Here is a 13,544-nt window from a genome sequence, read left to right on the forward strand (position 1 = left end):
ACTCACCCCCTTCACGCTGCTGCCTCACGCGCGCTCGCGCGTGGGGGCGTCGTATCGCTCTTCAGGAACACCTCGATGCCCGTGCCGACGGCGTCCACGAGGTCGTCGTGCTCGGCCAGCGGGAACCGCAGCATCTGCGCTTCGAGCTGGTGCAGCCGCTTCTCGTGGAACACACGGCCGCGCTGGTACTTCGCCAGCAGTGAGCCGGCGCGGACTTCCTTCGGTCGGTCCTGGTGCACCGTGCGCACCGGCACCGGCAGGTCGTGCAAGATCGCCAGCCACGTGTCCCCGCCCTGGTTGGTCTCGACCACCACGCCAGCGATGTCCGGATACGCCTCAAGGATCTGCAGCACGCGCGTGCGCAGCTTCTCGCCCGGAGGGATCTTCACCTGCCACGCGTCGCGGACGACGCACACCCGGGCCTGGCCGGGCATCGACGCGCCGACCACCGCCAGTGCGGTGAAGTCGCTCTTGGCCTTCGTCGTCACCGCGGGGTCGATCGACAGCAGCTGGTGCGTGATAGCCACATCGGCGCGGTAGGCGAAGTCCTCGCCAGACCAGAACGCGGTGTCCGCGGCCATCGGGTCGTTGCGGTACTGCGACCGGAACGAACGGGTGTGTCGGTACCGGTTGATCCAGGCCATCGAGTACCGCTCCGGCCACACGCTGCGCTCGGTGCCGTCGTCGCTGGTCTGGATGATGTCGTAGTACCGGGGGACGAACTGCTCATCGTCGACCCACTCGGGGTGCTGCTCGCCGCGCTGTTTCGCCGCGATGTCGTCGATGATCGCGCCCGGGATCGCGACGGTGCCGGCCATCGTCACCGACGCCCGGTTGTTCATCGGCAGGATGCCGGACGTGAGGGTCTTCAGCCGCGACTCTTTCATCGTCGGCGAGTAGTTGCCCTCCGTGCCCTCGATGTCGTCGAGGACGATGTGATCCGGCCGGCGGGTGCCGATCTTCATACCGAGCACCGACGAGTCGATGCCGCGGGCGGCGAACACGAAGCCGCTGCGCGCGACGTACATGCTCTGCGAGTCCGACACGGTGGTGCCTGATGGTCGGCGGCCGGCCACGACGAGGTCGGGGAAGTCCACGCGCAGCAGCTCGTTGTTCTCCAGCTCGCGCTTGAACGTGCCGAGGTGGTCAGTCGCCTGCGTGGCCGAGTTGGCGAACGCGGCTACGAACCGCCGGTGCCCGTGCGCCGCCAGCCACATCGGGATGATCGTGAACCACCACGTGCTCTTTCCGAGGCCACGCGGGGCGATGATCGCGTCGCGCATGTCGCCCGGCTCGCCCGCGCTGATCGGCCGCACGTACCGCTTCGCGAGGTCGCACCATTCCAGGTGCGCCTCGGAGAACGAAGTCACGTCGCCTGTCTCGGCGCCGCGCAGGTGGTGCGGCAGGTACACGAGCGCGAACAGCAGCGGGTCGAGCCTGGTCAGGATCCGCCGGCCCTCGGCGTCGGCCAGCAGCCGCTCGTCGAGCCCGGACAGGTACGCGGTGAGATCGAACATGGTGCCCTCCGCGTCCTGCCCGTGGACAGCCGCTCAGCCCCAGGTCTCGGCGAACAGCCGCACGTTCGGGTTCGCCTGCGACAGGTCGTGATGCTCGGTCGGGTGCCACAGCTGCACGAGCGCAGTGCCCGGGTAGGTCTGCGGCGCGGTGCGCGGCACGTCGCGCTGGAGCCGGTACCAGAGGTCCACGTCCTCGTAGCCCCATCCCTCGTAGCGCTCGTCGAAGCCGCCGACCGCGTCGAAGGTGGTGCGCGTGAACGCGATCGGGCCGACGCACGGCGAGCCGAACAGCTCGGCGCCGTACAGCTCGGTCTGGCCGCCCTGCAGCCAGTGTTCGGTGTCCTGTTCGGACAGACCACGCCCGCGGTCGAACAGCAGCGTCCAGGGCTGCTCGTCGAGCTGCTCGGCCGCCCACGCGACGGTGGCCGGGCACGGCAGCATGTCCGCGCCGAAGCACACGAACCGGTCGTACTCGGCCGGCGCCAGGCGCACGGCGCGGTTGATCGCACGGCCTACGGCGAACCGGCCGCGCTCGGCGAACAGCGGGTCCGCGGCCACGATCAGGTCGCAGTCGGTCTGCTCCCACAGCTGCCGCACGCGAGCCCAGACGCGGGCTCGCGGCCCGTTGTCGGTGCCCCACGGCACGATGACGGCGACCTTGGAGCCACACGCACATCGGTGCGGTTGCGGGCACGCTGCCTTCCACTGGGTCATGAGCTGTACGCCTCCTCCCAGCGCCACACGTTGCCCTCGATGGTTCGGCCGGCCGCCCACTCGCGGGCTTGCTTGCCGAGTTGCTCGCGCGCTTCGGTGTCGTCGACGAGGTCGCGCAGGAGCCGAGCCCAGTCCGATCCGTCAGTCGCCAGGCAGGCCGGGGCGCCGTCGTCGAGCACGGTCCGGATGTAGGGGCCGGTGCTGGAGACGATGGCCGGGATGCCCAGCGCCGCCATCTCCACCAGCGCCAGGTCCGACTTGTACTCGTTGAACGGCGTGCTGTGCAGGTCGTTCACCGGGGTCGGCCGCAGCGGGATCACCGCCAGGTCGAAGTCGACGGCGCGCAGGAAGTCCGCCACGCCTTCGTGCCAACCAGTCCAGCGGACCCGGCCGTGCCGCGTGGCCACGCGCTCGTGGTACGGCGCACCCATCGCGTGGAACTCGGCGCGGTCGCGGTACTTCGGGTGCTGGAGGAACTGCCGGAGCGGGCGGGCCAGCTCGCCGAAGTCGCGCGCGTGGCTCGTTCCCCCACGCCAACCGATGGTCACACGACTACGAAACGCGGTTTTTGTAGCCGAGTTGGGCGAGTGCTCAAGCAGCCACGCCGGCACCTGGTTCGGCAGCACAACCACGTTCGGGTTGATCTCGGCGCACCGTTCGGCGAGCGCCTCTGTGGTTGTCGTGACCAGGTCGGCTACCGCCATGTTCTCGACGTACCGGCGGCGCATCCCTTCGTCGTAGAAGCGGCGCGCGGCCTTGTTGCTGGGGTCCACGCTCAGCAGATCGTCGTCGGTCTCGAACACGAGCTTCGTGCCGCGGGCGGTGCGCGCCAGCTTCTGCCACGTGTGCGAGGCGCCTTCGGTGCAGACCCGTTGGCCCACGATCACGTCGCACTCGCCGTTCTTCGCCTCGTCGGGCACCACGCGGCCGTCGGCCATCACGTCGTGCCCGCGCTTGGCCAGCTCGGACCCGGGCAGCAGGCAGCGGTAATAGCCGCATCCGGAGTAGTCGGCGACCCAGTAGAAGACCTTCACGCGCGCCCCTTCCCGTGCCTCGCGGCGATCTGCTCACCAGCGCTCGGCGCGCCGTCGTGCTTGCCGGGCCAGCGGCCGAAGTGCTTGCGGTAGAGCCGGGCCGCGGCGCCGTGTACCTGGTTCGCGGGCACGCCCTCGTCGAGCAGTGCGGCGACGAGCGAGCGGTACGGCGTGGGTGTCGTCGCCCACCGCGCAAGGCCTTCGCCGAGCCAGTACGCCTGCAGGTGAGCGGGCATCGCACCGCCCATGGGAGCTACCCCCGATCGTGATCAGCGAGTCTGAAACGGCGAAGCGCGCGCGCACGATTACGAGGCATGGTCAACATCACTTACGCCGGCGTCGAGTACCGCCTGCACGACGCGATCAACCCGTCGCACGCCCTGAGCCACATCAAAGAGCAGCTGAGCAAGGGGCCGTTCTGGCTGTCGGCGGAGATAGTCGGTGAGCCGAACGGCCGGAACGAGGTAGAACTTCTGGTCTCACCGGGCGTGCCGCTGGTGATCAAGCTGTTCTGATCACTCGCCCCGTGTCGCACCCGGTCCTCACGCTGGCCCTTCGGTCAGCCGTGCCTCGTCGTCCTCCTGCTGCTGCTTCGCGCGGGTGATGAGGTCCAGCAGCTCGGCGGGTTTCGGCTCCACCCGGGCCTCGACCTCGGCGCGGGTCGGCGCGTCCAACCCCATCAGCTTGGCGATGCGCTCTTCGATCCTCAGTAGACGGTCGATCGCCTGCAGCCGCGGCGCGTCGTCCTCCAGTGGCAGGCCGGTCTCGTCCTTGATGACCTTGCCGTGGCTCACGGTGTAGTGGAACCGCTCCAGCACGTCGAGCGCGGACTGTCGCATCTCGCCGAGGCGCTCCAGCTGGACCTTGCGCAGCTCGGCGGCGAGCGGCAGCACCAGCTCGTCGGCTTCCTGCTTGGTCCAGTTCTGCACGGTCGTGTGGCTGACGCCGAGCTGAGCACCGATCGCACGGTCGGAGAGGCCGCGGAGCTTGAGCCGGTACGCCTCGGCGCGGCGCTCGGCCTGCTGGGCGCGGTTGGGGTGGTTCTGGCCGGCGTCGGGCACGACGGATCACCGCCTTCCGCGCTGTAGATCCGGGAGCGCGGCGCGCGCGTGAGGTAGGCACGCGGCGCCGCGCTCGACCGGAGAACGAGAAAACCCCACCGGCGGGTAGTCCAGTGGGGTTCTGCGGAGATAGCTCCGCCTCGGGCTGTCACACTAAGCGACCGACAGGGGCCTGTCAAACTCGGTGGTTACGTCGATGAGGGCGAGCACGTCGGCCAGCCGGTAGCGGCCGTGTTCGTCGGCGCTGATCTGCCCGCGGCAGCGCCACTGCCGAACCCGTGACGCCTTTACCGGCGCACCCCAGCCGCGCGTCTCCTGCTCGATCTCAGCCGGTGTCATCCACGTCGTCTCGACGTACTCACGGGCCGCGCGCACAGACTCCGCCCGGTTCATCCACTCGCCACAGCCGGTGCACTCGGCGGCCACGCGGTCGAACTCGCACGACACCGGCGTTCCGCACACGCACAGACCGAGGGGCACGCGCGCCGGCCGCTCCACGCGCTCCATCGCCATCGCCTCCAGCTCGAAGAACTGCGAGCCTGCGGCGTACGCGAGCGCGTCCCGCAGCTCCAGCGCGTCCAGATCGATCGGCGGCCGGGAGCCGAACCCCGACTTCGTGCCGATCGCGCCCGGCTTGCGCGTCACCGCGGTCCGCTGCACGACGTGGTCCAACAGATCGATGATCTCCGACATGGCCGCCTCCCCTACCCGGAAACTACCTGAACGATGGTCCCACTATACCGCGTACAGCATTGGCAAGTAGTCAGTGGCAAAAGATGTTCTCGCTGCGTTGATCTGTCTCATGTGGACTGTCGCGGTAGAGAGTGAACGATAGTGAACCGTTTTCCGTATCCCCACGCGCACACATATATAAGGGGGTTCCGGCAGATCGTTCACTATCGTTCACTTCCCCTGGTCACAGCGGGAGTCCTCCGCCGCTGTCTTCGTCGGCGGCGAGGCCGATTCCGACGTACTGGTAGGCGCCGCCGGTGCCGCGCTTCTTCTCGTGGCCGCGGTCCGCCATCCGTGTGCCGAACTCCTTCTGGTTCATCGGCGGGTAGCCCTGCTTCATGGACCAGACGGCCCACGCCTCGTGCAGCGCGGTTGCCTTGACCTTCGCGTAGGCCTGGACGGTGCACTGCTCGTCGAGGAACTGCGAGAGGGGGTCGGAGTCGCTGCGGTAGGACTCGGTGCGCTCGACGATGGCGGCCGGCGGGTTCAAGCCCTGTTCGAGGTAGTCGAGCCAGCCGTGGACGACCCACGAGATCACCGCGGGCAGCTCGCCCTTGAGCTTCTCGGGCAGCTTCACGTCGGGCTCGGTCACGGTCACGTCGAACGGCACGACGGCGAGGCGTCGCCACATGGCCTTGTCGTCGGCGGAGACCTGCGGCTTGTGGTTGGTGACGTAGATCAGCGAGTGCGACGGCTCGAACTCGAACGGGTTTTCCCGCATCCGGTTGGCGCGGATCTTGTCGCCGCCGGTGAGCCGCTTCACGGTGGCCGCGGCGATCACGTCGCCCTCGTCGGTCTCGGAGGTGACGACCAGGCGGGCGCCGTGCAGGTCGGCGAGGAACGTTCCGTGCCGCTCGTGCCGCGTCTTCATGATCAGCTTGGGGTCCACGGTGATGCCGTAGTCCCCGAACGCGGCCAGGACGGCGTCGATGCACACGGACTTCCCGTTGCCGCCGGTACCGGTGAGGATCGGGAGGGTGTGTTCGCGGACCTTGCCGAGCAGCGCGACGCCGAACACCCGCCGGAGGTAGCCGCGGACCTCGGGGTCGGGCAGCACGGTTTCCAGGAAGGTGTCCCACAGCTCGGAGCGCGCGCCGGGCACCATCTCGGTGCCGGCGCATTTGGTGATCGTGTCTCGCGGGTCGTGAGGCTGCATCTCGCCGGAGAGCAGGTTGTACGTGCCGTTGCGGACGTTGAACAGGTGCGCGGCGGCGTTGATCTCCTCGGCGGCGACGGTCATTGGTCGCAGGTGCTTCGCGATCTCCAGGACGCCGGTGATGCCGCCGGAGGACTCGCACTTTTTCACGTCGGCGATGAGGCTGTCGCGGTCCTTGGCGGGCAGCTCGACGGACTCGTGCCGGAGGTCTTTCAGCAGCGCGACGACGCTGCGGCGGGCCTCTCCGTCCTTGTCCTCGATCCAGTGCGTGCCGCACCACTGGTGCCACCCGATGCCGTGCACGTAGAGCAGCTGGTCGGCGTAGGCGGTCACGAACCGCTCGGCGATCCGCAGTTGCCCGGAGTGCATCTCCTTCAGGAACGGCACGACGTTGGCGTTGTCGGTGTCGGCGTACGTCGTGGTCATGCTGACCTCTTTCCCCTGTGCTGCTGCTCGAACTGCGCCCAGGACGCGGCAGCTCGGGCACGGATCTCCGCCGGCGTCAGCTCGGGTCCGATGTGGACTGCGCGTCGGCGGCGTAGCTCGTCGTAGGTGGGTACGGTCGCCTCGCGGCGCCAGTCGGCACCGGCGCAGATGGCGGCCGCGATGTCGCGTTGGTCGCTGCGGTAGGCCCATTCGACCCACTCCGCGAGGATCTCGGCGACGTGCGGACTGGTGTTGAGCAGCCGCCAGGCGGCCGCGTCGAGCACGAGCAAGTCGTACTCGACGCGGTCCACCTCGACGGTGCGGCGGTCGCCGGTCACCCACCACCCCCAGCCGGTCGCCGGGTAGCGGCGAGCAGCGCGCGCAGGTCCGACGCCCGCAGCGCCGCGGCGTCGTCGTCGAGCCCGAGCGAGTGGATCAGCTCGGGGTCGAGGTTGCTGCCCGCGCGCCGATCCAGCTCCGCGAGGTAGGCCGCGATTCGTGCAGCCGCGTCGGCGACCGACGGGAGGCATTCCACCACCAGCTCGTCGAGCACGTCGGCGTAAAACGACGTGCCGTGGTGGCGGTTGTCGGGGTTGACCAGCCCGACCCCTGGACGGCCGTTCTCGGCCACGTGCAGATCCCGCACCCGCCATGTGGTGCCTGACCGCAGCGTCAGCAGCTCACCGACGCGGTACGTCCGCGGGCTCACTCGGCCACTCCCGGAGTCCACGCGGCGATCGCGTCGCGCACGGTGTCGGCCATCTGGCCGGCCTCGGCGAACTTCGCGACCGTGTCGAGCACGTGCGCGGCCTCGGAACGGGCGAGGTTCTTCGTCGTGCCGATCGGCGCGCCGACGAGGAACGACACCACCGCCAGGCGGTCCTCCCGTTCCTTCACACCGTGCTCGCCGAGCGCGGCAGCGATCGCGGTCAGCTGCTTCTCGCTCGCGCGCGGCTCTGGCGCCTCGGCGGGCACGTCCTCGACCACCTCGGCGTCGACCGGCTCGGCCGCCGCGTCGGCTGCGGCCTTCGCTGCCTTACCAGCCGCGGCGATCCGCTCGGCCAGCGCAGCGTTGTTCGGCTCCACCCCGCGCGCCATCTTGTACAGGTCCTTCAGCGCGTCCACATTGCCCTCGGCCTCGGCCAGCGCGGCGTCCCAGTCGATCGGCTCGGGCGCCGCGCGGCGCGGCGCTTGCGCGGGAGCCTCGGCGCGCTCGGACTCCACCTGGATCGCGTCCGCCTGCGACATCTCCTCGGCCGTGTACACCCCGGACAGATCCTGCGGAAAAGCCTTACGCAGAGCCAACGCCTCGGCGCACTTGGCGATCATCAGCGCACCCTTGCCTTGCCACATCGCGGTGAGCGCGCCACCGCTCTTGAAGCCGGCGTACTCGGCGAAGTGCGCAGTGGCGTACATCACCTGCGACCAGTCCTTGCGGATGATGCCGACCCGCGCGGCGACGGGCGGCGCCTGCTTCAGCCACACGTCCGACCACTGCCCGTCCGGGCCGCACCACTCCGGGCCGACCTGTCCGCCGTACTGGCCGTGCCGCTCGGCCACGATCCGCAAGCCGTCGATGGCGGCCTGGATCGTGAACTTGTTCCGCCGAGCCTGCGAGTCCCACCGCGCGATCATGTAAATCTGGCGGGCGAACGGGTCCAGGCCCGTCCGCTGGGCGAAGTGCAGGAACACCGCCAGGTCGGCGTCCGGCGCCTCGTCGAGGCCGAGCTGGACCAGCGCCGCACGCTGAACTTCGGTCCATCCGGTCTGCGTCGGGTCGAGCGCAAGCGAGCCCGCCGGACGCGCCACCATGTCCTTGCCCGTCATCGGGCCACGTCCTTTCGAGTCGGGATGTGCAGCCGCCGGCCGCTGCTCGCCTTTACCGTGTAGGCCGCGCGCTCGACCGTCTTGTACGTCAGCACCGGTCGGCCCTCCACGGTCAGCACCTCGGCGTCGCCCACGAAGACCTTCAGCGCGGCCTCCACTTCGGACAGGCGCGCATCGGTGGTCTTGCCGGCCGCCTTCAGCTCGGCGCGCTCGGCCAGCAGCGCCTCGACGTGGGCGGGGTACTGGGCCTCCACGGACGTGCCGGGAACTGCGGTGGGCCAGCGAACGGCGATCTCGTCGTCAGTGATGGTCGCCAGGTCAACCTCCGGCGGGGTGCCGGTCAGGACGTGCTCGGTCCAGAACCGGTCGGTCCGGTCGATGATGTCGGCGATCACCGCGTCGTCGCGCTGCACCGGGCCACGCAGGTGTGGCACCGGGTCGATCCAGGCGACGAACCACGCGTGCGTGCGGCCGGTGACCGCGAGCTGCTGCTGCGCCTGGAGGTATGCGGCGCGGGAGATCCCGCCGTCGCGCCATTCCTTGGCCACGTCGGCGTAGACGCTGTGCGTCTTGATCTCCAGCACGCCACCGTCGGCCACGAGCCGGTCCGGGGTGGTGCGCAGGTGGTCCCGGTCCAGAGAGGCGAGCAGGCCGGCGCGCGCCACCGCGAGCCCGGTCTGTTCGGCGAACCAGTCGGCCAGGTGCGGCTCAAGCCAGTTGCCGCGCATCATGGCGTAGCTCGCGTCCTCGTCGACGAGCTGTCCGGTCTTGTCCAGCCACAGCCCGTAGACCGACTGGTACTTGGACTCCCCGAACAGCACCGGCGTGTCGGACCCGCCGATGCCCTTCCGGCGCTCGGCCAGCCATGTCTCGCGGTCGATGTCTGCGGGCAGCACCTCACGCGCCGCCTGTGTCTCCCAGGTGCTCACGCGCCCACCGCCTCGGCGTCGACCTCGGCGGCCAGCCGCAGCAGGGTGCACGCCGGCCACGTCACGCGCAGCTCGCCGCCCATCTCCGCGGCCACCGCGTCGTCATCACGTCCGCGCGCGATGACGGCGACAACTGCGGCGTCGCCGTTGTCCAGCTGACCGGATGCAACGAGGTGGTTTCCGCCGTCGCCGACGTGGGCGACCACCGTCACCGCACCGTGCAGTGTCTCGACCCACGCGGCGATCGCGGCCAGGGCGCCCGTGGGCGCGTACAGCAGCACGTCCACTTCGTGGGTGAGCCCGAGCGTCGACACGTGCTCGGCGACGTTGTGCCGCTCGATGTGCGCGAGCACCGCGCGCAGGTTCTCGATCTGCTTCTTCACGCGGCACCCCCGCGGGTGCGCGCGTGCCAGGCACGGCCCTCGTCGGTTGGAACCCACACCGTCCAGTCGCTACCGCGGTGCCGCCGAGTCGTGCCGGAGTCGACGAGATAGCCAGCGTCCACCAGCTCGCCACGGCGCGGGCGGACCGAGTTGGGCAGGATCCCGAGGACCACGCCCAACTCAAAGTCGGTGCCGCCGTCGCCGTGCTCGACGAGGAACGCGAGGATCCGGCCGCGCTGGTTGCCGGTGCGCGGCTCGACGTTCCGAGCCGCGCGGGCCGAGGTGACTGCGGGGTCGGCCTGCACCTTGCCCTCCGCGTTCGCCGTCACCTGCGCGTCGCGCAACGCGGCCATGGCGCCGAGGTGCCGGACGTAGCCGAGCACCTCGGCCTCCACTGCGGCGATCGCGTCGAGAGCGGCCAGGCGACCGTCACGCGCGGCCTGCGCGAAGTGGACGGTCCGGTTGACCAGTTCGTTCGGGTGCGTGGCGGGCTCGGTCATCGGGCACCGACCTTCCGCAACGCGGTAACCATGACCGGCTCGTCCGGCGACACCGCGCGGACGGCGGCGGCCAGGTGGGCACCGCACGCGTTGCGCAGGGCGTCGTCACGGTCGAATCGCTGAGCGCGGAACGCGGCCTTGCGGCCGCAATCCATTTCGCAGCGCAGTTCGTCGCTCATCGGGCCACCCCCACGATCCTGCGCAGCTCGGCGCCGACCTGGGCCAGCGTGTCGAACTCGCCGTGCTCGACGCGGCCGAGCAGGGCGGCCACCTCGGTCAGCCGCGCGTCGGACTCGTCGATGGCGGCCGTCGAGCAGCTGTCGACGTTGGGCCGTTCAGGTGTCAATGTGTCAAACTGGCTTTCGATGGACATGCTGTTCTCCAGGGTGTTCGTCTCGACGGGCCGCCCGGCTCCGACCGCCAAGTAGGGCGCCGGGTGGTTCGTCTGGGGGTTGTCAGTCATCTCGATCACGCGGACTTCCGGAGCTTCTGCGGGCGCTCGCCCCGGATCCACGCGTCCAGGTCATCGCGGTGGATCCGCCATGACCCTCGGGGCCCGTTCTGATAGCCGAGCAGCTCTCCGCGCCGAAGTGCCTTCAGCAGGGTCTTCGCGTGTCTTCCGGTGTAGGTCGCCCCTTCCGGGGTTCCCATCCACGGGCTCACCGTGGTTTCGGCCATTCGGCCACTCCTTTGCACTCACTTGGAGCCTTGCGTCGCTCCCTGTAGGCGGCAGACGCTACGCGAAGCGATCACTGCTTCGCAAGTCGACACGCGCAACCGCCGTGCGTAGTAACGCGTAGCGGTGCATGATGGTGCGTAGTGGCGCGTAGTGGTGCGTAGCGTCGTGTAGTGTGGCGGCGCGAGAGGGATCCCGGCGTTGGACAGCCGCGAAGCACGGATGCGAGGATTTGGCCATGACCTCGGAGCACAAGAACGATCTCGGGCGACTCCTACAGGAGCACCGAACAGCCAAAGAGCTGTCCGTGCGCGCCGCGGCCCGCAGAGCGGGCTTCTCCGAAGGGCGATGGCGCCAGCTGGAGACCGGCTTTGAGCGACGCCAAGGGGCGAAGATCCCCGTGAATCCCAAGCCACTCACCGTCGTCCAAGCGGCGGACGCAGTTGACTTGGACGCAGCCACCGCACTTCAAGCCGCCAACCTTCATCCAAATCCAAACTTCCATAGAGTAAAAGAACTTCAAGCGACCCTGGAGGCCCTCAATTACCTATTAGCTCAAGCAGACGAAGGCCCTACAGTTCTAGCAAATGTATCCCAAGGCCTAAAGACGATCCGGAGCACTGCGTCAACAATTTTGGACCGGATGCCCATAAATGACCATACGGACCAGTTACTCAGCCAACTTAAAGCAGGAATGGAAACCATTGACGCCACTATTACGGATCCGGAAGAGGGATACGACTTCAGCATTCCAGTCAATTCGGATTTGAATCTAGCGTCCCCGAAATCTTCCGCCTTAATAGCAAGCGTGCAAGCACACGCAAACATCAGCGGTAGCGCAGATGTCATCAAGGCCCCTAGCCTCAGCGACCGACTGCACGGGCTGGACCTCGATGGGCTCAAGCGACTACGAGACATGGTCGAAGGAGCCATCTTCGCAATGGAGCGGCCAACGCTGGAGGCACAACTTCGCAACGCCTATGAAGCATTCGAATTTGCAACCCAAGAATCTGCCGCAATCGACACAATGCGAGCACACGATGAACACGAGCTTGCCACAGTCCTTGAGGCTCTAAAGGAGGCCGAGAACCAGGGAGATGACACGCAAACTCTGAATTTAAGGCGCATGGCCAGTCAATTGGAGAGTCAACTAAACCACTCAAGAGCACGTTCTCATGTAGCTGCAGAAGCGAAAACGAGGGCGCGCGCCGAAATCGCCGCACTTCAGCTCAGGATACAAATAGCAGAAGATCACAGGAGGGAACTGGCAGATGCCGAGCACGGAGAAGCTCCCGAGCGGTAGATACCGCGGCCTGTACCGCGACGCCGACGGCGCCAAGCAGCGTGTGCCTGGGACGTTCGATCGGAAGTCGGACGCGAAGGACGCCGCGGTCGAGGCTGAGGGCAAGGCGAAGCGGCAGGCCGCCGCATCGAAGGGCACGCTGTCCGCCCGTACGCCGTGGGGCGAGTGGTGGGAGATCTTCAGCGCGGACCGCTCGTTCGACTCAGACCACGCGATCAACGTGCGGAACAACGTCAACAAGCACGTGCTGCCCAAGTGGGAAAACATCGCCCTGAACGCGATCACCCGCTTCGGGGAAGACGCCGGCGTGCAGGACTGGGTAGATGACCTGGTGCGACGCGGATACAAGCCCAGCTACGTGCGGAACATCGTCCAGCCCTTCACCGCGTCCATCAACGCCGCGGTGGAGAGGCGTGTCCTGACGGCGTCGCCGTGCGCGGGCCTCAAGCTCCCGAGGCTCACAAAGGGAGCGAAGCCCTACGTATCGGAAGCCCACCGCGACAAGATCGCACCGAAGATGGGGGCGGTCTACGCCGACGCCGTCGACTTCATGCTGGAGACCGGGATTCGGCCCGGCGAGTTGGCCGGCCTACACGCGAACCGAGTCGACTTAGACGGCCGGTGGATGCTAGTCAAGGACGTGTACCTCTACCGGCGGAAGCTGATCAGGCCGAAGCCGAAAGACGGCGAAGACCGCGAGATCCCGCTGTCCGCGCGGGCCGTCAACATCCTGCGCAGGCGCCTGGACGGTCGCGACCTCGTCGGCGGCTGCGGCTTCGAGCACATCGGCGGCGCGCAGTGCACGAGCGTTCTCGTGTTCCTCACACCCGATAATCGTGTCGTCCGGCAGAACCAGATCACGCGGCAAATGCAGAAGGCCGCAGCCGCTCTCAAGGTCGACAGCCGCTCGGGGTATGCCAGCCGTCGCGGGTTCGCCACGCGGGCAATCGACGGCGGCGCGGACGTGTTCGCTGTGAAGGCGATCATGGGCCACGCCGACCTTGAAGAGCTGGCCGGCTACGTGCAGCGGACTCCAGAAGCACGAGCCAAGCTCCTTGCCGCGCTCGGCGAACGGGCCGAGCTCAAGTCTGTTCCAGACGTGGGACCGCGTGGGACGGACCGTGGGACGAACCCCGATAACCAGGCGCTCCCCAGCACTCCCACAGAAGACACGGCAAACGCATCTTGACCAGCGAAAACAGACTCAAAAACTACCAGCCGTTCCGCAACGCCCCGATCCGCGTTTCCCAAGGTCAGAACCGGGGGAGCAGCCCCGACCTCTGCTC

Annotated in this window: 19 protein-coding genes; 3 read left to right on the forward strand and 16 right to left on the reverse strand. The window is 68.2% G+C overall.

The annotated features are described in order from the left end of the window. Positions 1-11: 11 nt before the first annotated feature. The 4 genes from AB0K15_RS46620 to AB0K15_RS46635 are packed head-to-tail and all read right to left on the reverse strand — an operon-like array spanning position 12 to position 3,513. Positions 12-1,517 carry a hypothetical protein gene (locus AB0K15_RS46620; protein ID WP_364067364.1) on the reverse strand — a complete coding sequence of 502 codons (1,506 nt, stop codon included), beginning with the start codon at positions 1,515-1,517 and terminating at the stop codon, positions 12-14. 33 nt (positions 1,518-1,550) lie between these two features. After that, positions 1,551-2,231 carry a galactosyltransferase-related protein gene (locus AB0K15_RS46625; RefSeq protein ID WP_364067366.1) on the reverse strand — a complete coding sequence of 227 codons (681 nt, stop codon included), beginning with the start codon at positions 2,229-2,231 and terminating at the stop codon, positions 1,551-1,553. Beyond that, positions 2,228-3,265: a glycosyltransferase gene (locus tag AB0K15_RS46630; RefSeq protein ID WP_364067368.1), complete on the reverse strand. Its 1,038-nt coding sequence runs from the start codon at positions 3,263-3,265 to the stop codon at positions 2,228-2,230. The genes AB0K15_RS46625 and AB0K15_RS46630 overlap by 4 nt, the downstream gene beginning before the upstream one ends. After that, positions 3,262-3,513 carry a hypothetical protein gene (locus tag AB0K15_RS46635; RefSeq protein WP_364067370.1) on the reverse strand — a complete coding sequence of 84 codons (252 nt, stop codon included), beginning with the start codon at positions 3,511-3,513 and terminating at the stop codon, positions 3,262-3,264. Before AB0K15_RS46635 ends, AB0K15_RS46630 begins: the two co-directional genes overlap by 4 nt. Positions 3,514-3,579: 66 nt before the next feature. Here AB0K15_RS46635 and AB0K15_RS46640 point away from each other — a divergent pair, with 66 nt between their 5' ends. After that, positions 3,580-3,780, forward strand: coding sequence for a hypothetical protein (locus AB0K15_RS46640; RefSeq protein ID WP_364067372.1), 201 nt, complete (start codon positions 3,580-3,582; stop codon positions 3,778-3,780). Between the two features lie 27 nt (positions 3,781-3,807). Here AB0K15_RS46640 and AB0K15_RS46645 read toward each other — a convergent pair whose 3' ends face one another. From AB0K15_RS46645 to AB0K15_RS46700, 12 genes are all read right to left on the reverse strand, one after another. Next, a complete protein-coding gene (locus tag AB0K15_RS46645; protein ID WP_364067374.1) occupies positions 3,808-4,326 on the reverse strand; it encodes a helix-turn-helix domain-containing protein in 519 nt (172 codons plus the stop codon). Positions 4,327-4,479: 153 nt separating this feature from the next. Continuing rightward, positions 4,480-5,019 (reverse strand): hypothetical protein, encoded by a 540-nt coding sequence (locus tag AB0K15_RS46650; protein WP_364067376.1) that lies wholly within the window; start codon positions 5,017-5,019, stop codon positions 4,480-4,482. Between the two features lie 223 nt (positions 5,020-5,242). Further along, positions 5,243-6,640, reverse strand: a complete 1,398-nt coding sequence (locus AB0K15_RS46655) for a phage/plasmid primase, P4 family (protein ID WP_364067378.1) — start codon at positions 6,638-6,640, stop codon at positions 5,243-5,245. After that, positions 6,637-6,978: a hypothetical protein gene (locus AB0K15_RS46660; protein ID WP_364067380.1), complete on the reverse strand. Its 342-nt coding sequence runs from the start codon at positions 6,976-6,978 to the stop codon at positions 6,637-6,639. Before AB0K15_RS46660 ends, AB0K15_RS46655 begins: the two co-directional genes overlap by 4 nt. Beyond that, on the reverse strand, positions 6,975-7,349 hold the full coding sequence (locus tag AB0K15_RS46665) for a hypothetical protein (RefSeq protein WP_364067382.1): 375 nt from the start codon (positions 7,347-7,349) through the stop codon (positions 6,975-6,977). Before AB0K15_RS46665 ends, AB0K15_RS46660 begins: the two co-directional genes overlap by 4 nt. Then, the gene (gene bet, locus AB0K15_RS46670) at positions 7,346-8,467 is read right to left on the reverse strand and encodes a phage recombination protein Bet (protein WP_364067387.1); all 1,122 of its coding nucleotides are present in this window, start codon (positions 8,465-8,467) and stop codon (positions 7,346-7,348) included. The genes AB0K15_RS46665 and bet overlap by 4 nt, the downstream gene beginning before the upstream one ends. Continuing rightward, positions 8,464-9,396: a lambda-exonuclease family protein gene (locus tag AB0K15_RS46675; protein WP_364067391.1), complete on the reverse strand. Its 933-nt coding sequence runs from the start codon at positions 9,394-9,396 to the stop codon at positions 8,464-8,466. Before AB0K15_RS46675 ends, bet begins: the two co-directional genes overlap by 4 nt. After that, positions 9,393-9,779: a hypothetical protein gene (locus AB0K15_RS46680; RefSeq protein WP_364067396.1), complete on the reverse strand. Its 387-nt coding sequence runs from the start codon at positions 9,777-9,779 to the stop codon at positions 9,393-9,395. The genes AB0K15_RS46675 and AB0K15_RS46680 overlap by 4 nt, the downstream gene beginning before the upstream one ends. Further along, positions 9,776-10,279, reverse strand: coding sequence for a hypothetical protein (locus AB0K15_RS46685; protein ID WP_364067400.1), 504 nt, complete (start codon positions 10,277-10,279; stop codon positions 9,776-9,778). Before AB0K15_RS46685 ends, AB0K15_RS46680 begins: the two co-directional genes overlap by 4 nt. Continuing rightward, positions 10,276-10,458, reverse strand: coding sequence for a hypothetical protein (locus AB0K15_RS46690; RefSeq protein WP_364067405.1), 183 nt, complete (start codon positions 10,456-10,458; stop codon positions 10,276-10,278). Before AB0K15_RS46690 ends, AB0K15_RS46685 begins: the two co-directional genes overlap by 4 nt. Further along, the gene (locus tag AB0K15_RS46695; RefSeq protein ID WP_364067409.1) at positions 10,455-10,742 is read right to left on the reverse strand and encodes a hypothetical protein; all 288 of its coding nucleotides are present in this window, start codon (positions 10,740-10,742) and stop codon (positions 10,455-10,457) included. Before AB0K15_RS46695 ends, AB0K15_RS46690 begins: the two co-directional genes overlap by 4 nt. Before the next feature lie 5 nt (positions 10,743-10,747). Beyond that, entirely contained in the window at positions 10,748-10,957 is a 210-nt protein-coding gene (locus AB0K15_RS46700) for a helix-turn-helix domain-containing protein (RefSeq protein ID WP_364067413.1), read from the reverse strand. A gap of 236 nt (positions 10,958-11,193) precedes the next feature. Between AB0K15_RS46700 and AB0K15_RS46705 the strand changes: the two genes are divergently transcribed. Together AB0K15_RS46705 and AB0K15_RS46710 are read left to right on the forward strand one after the other, a co-directional pair. Then, positions 11,194-12,258, forward strand: a complete 1,065-nt coding sequence (locus AB0K15_RS46705; protein ID WP_364067417.1) for a helix-turn-helix transcriptional regulator — start codon at positions 11,194-11,196, stop codon at positions 12,256-12,258. Then, the gene (locus tag AB0K15_RS46710) at positions 12,227-13,447 is read left to right on the forward strand and encodes a tyrosine-type recombinase/integrase (RefSeq protein ID WP_364067421.1); all 1,221 of its coding nucleotides are present in this window, start codon (positions 12,227-12,229) and stop codon (positions 13,445-13,447) included. Before AB0K15_RS46705 ends, AB0K15_RS46710 begins: the two co-directional genes overlap by 32 nt. Positions 13,448-13,544 lie beyond the last annotated feature (97 nt).

This window comes from Amycolatopsis sp. NPDC049253, from assembly GCF_040678995.1.
Lineage (GTDB): Bacteria > Actinomycetota > Actinomycetes > Mycobacteriales > Pseudonocardiaceae > Amycolatopsis.

Excerpts from the sequence above, each read along its gene's own strand:
- AB0K15_RS46640 (WP_364067372.1), top strand. The coding sequence starts at position 3,580 with ATGGTCAACATCACTTACGCCGGCGTCGAGTACCGCCTGCACGACGCG.
- AB0K15_RS46635 (WP_364067370.1), bottom strand. The coding sequence starts at position 3,513 with ATGGGCGGTGCGATGCCCGCTCACCTGCAGGCGTACTGGCTCGGCGAA.
- AB0K15_RS46690 (WP_364067405.1), bottom strand. The coding sequence starts at position 10,458 with ATGAGCGACGAACTGCGCTGCGAAATGGATTGCGGCCGCAAGGCCGCG.
- AB0K15_RS46700 (WP_364067413.1), bottom strand. The coding sequence starts at position 10,957 with ATGGCCGAAACCACGGTGAGCCCGTGGATGGGAACCCCGGAAGGGGCG.
- bet (WP_364067387.1), bottom strand. The coding sequence starts at position 8,467 with ATGACGGGCAAGGACATGGTGGCGCGTCCGGCGGGCTCGCTTGCGCTC.
- AB0K15_RS46705 (WP_364067417.1), top strand. The coding sequence starts at position 11,194 with ATGACCTCGGAGCACAAGAACGATCTCGGGCGACTCCTACAGGAGCAC.
- AB0K15_RS46625 (WP_364067366.1), bottom strand. The coding sequence starts at position 2,231 with ATGACCCAGTGGAAGGCAGCGTGCCCGCAACCGCACCGATGTGCGTGT.
- AB0K15_RS46620 (WP_364067364.1), bottom strand. The coding sequence starts at position 1,517 with ATGTTCGATCTCACCGCGTACCTGTCCGGGCTCGACGAGCGGCTGCTG.
- AB0K15_RS46695 (WP_364067409.1), bottom strand. The coding sequence starts at position 10,742 with ATGACTGACAACCCCCAGACGAACCACCCGGCGCCCTACTTGGCGGTC.
- AB0K15_RS46650 (WP_364067376.1), bottom strand. The coding sequence starts at position 5,019 with ATGTCGGAGATCATCGATCTGTTGGACCACGTCGTGCAGCGGACCGCG.
- AB0K15_RS46710 (WP_364067421.1), top strand. The coding sequence starts at position 12,227 with ATGCCGAGCACGGAGAAGCTCCCGAGCGGTAGATACCGCGGCCTGTAC.
- AB0K15_RS46655 (WP_364067378.1), bottom strand. The coding sequence starts at position 6,640 with ATGACCACGACGTACGCCGACACCGACAACGCCAACGTCGTGCCGTTC.
- AB0K15_RS46685 (WP_364067400.1), bottom strand. The coding sequence starts at position 10,279 with ATGACCGAGCCCGCCACGCACCCGAACGAACTGGTCAACCGGACCGTC.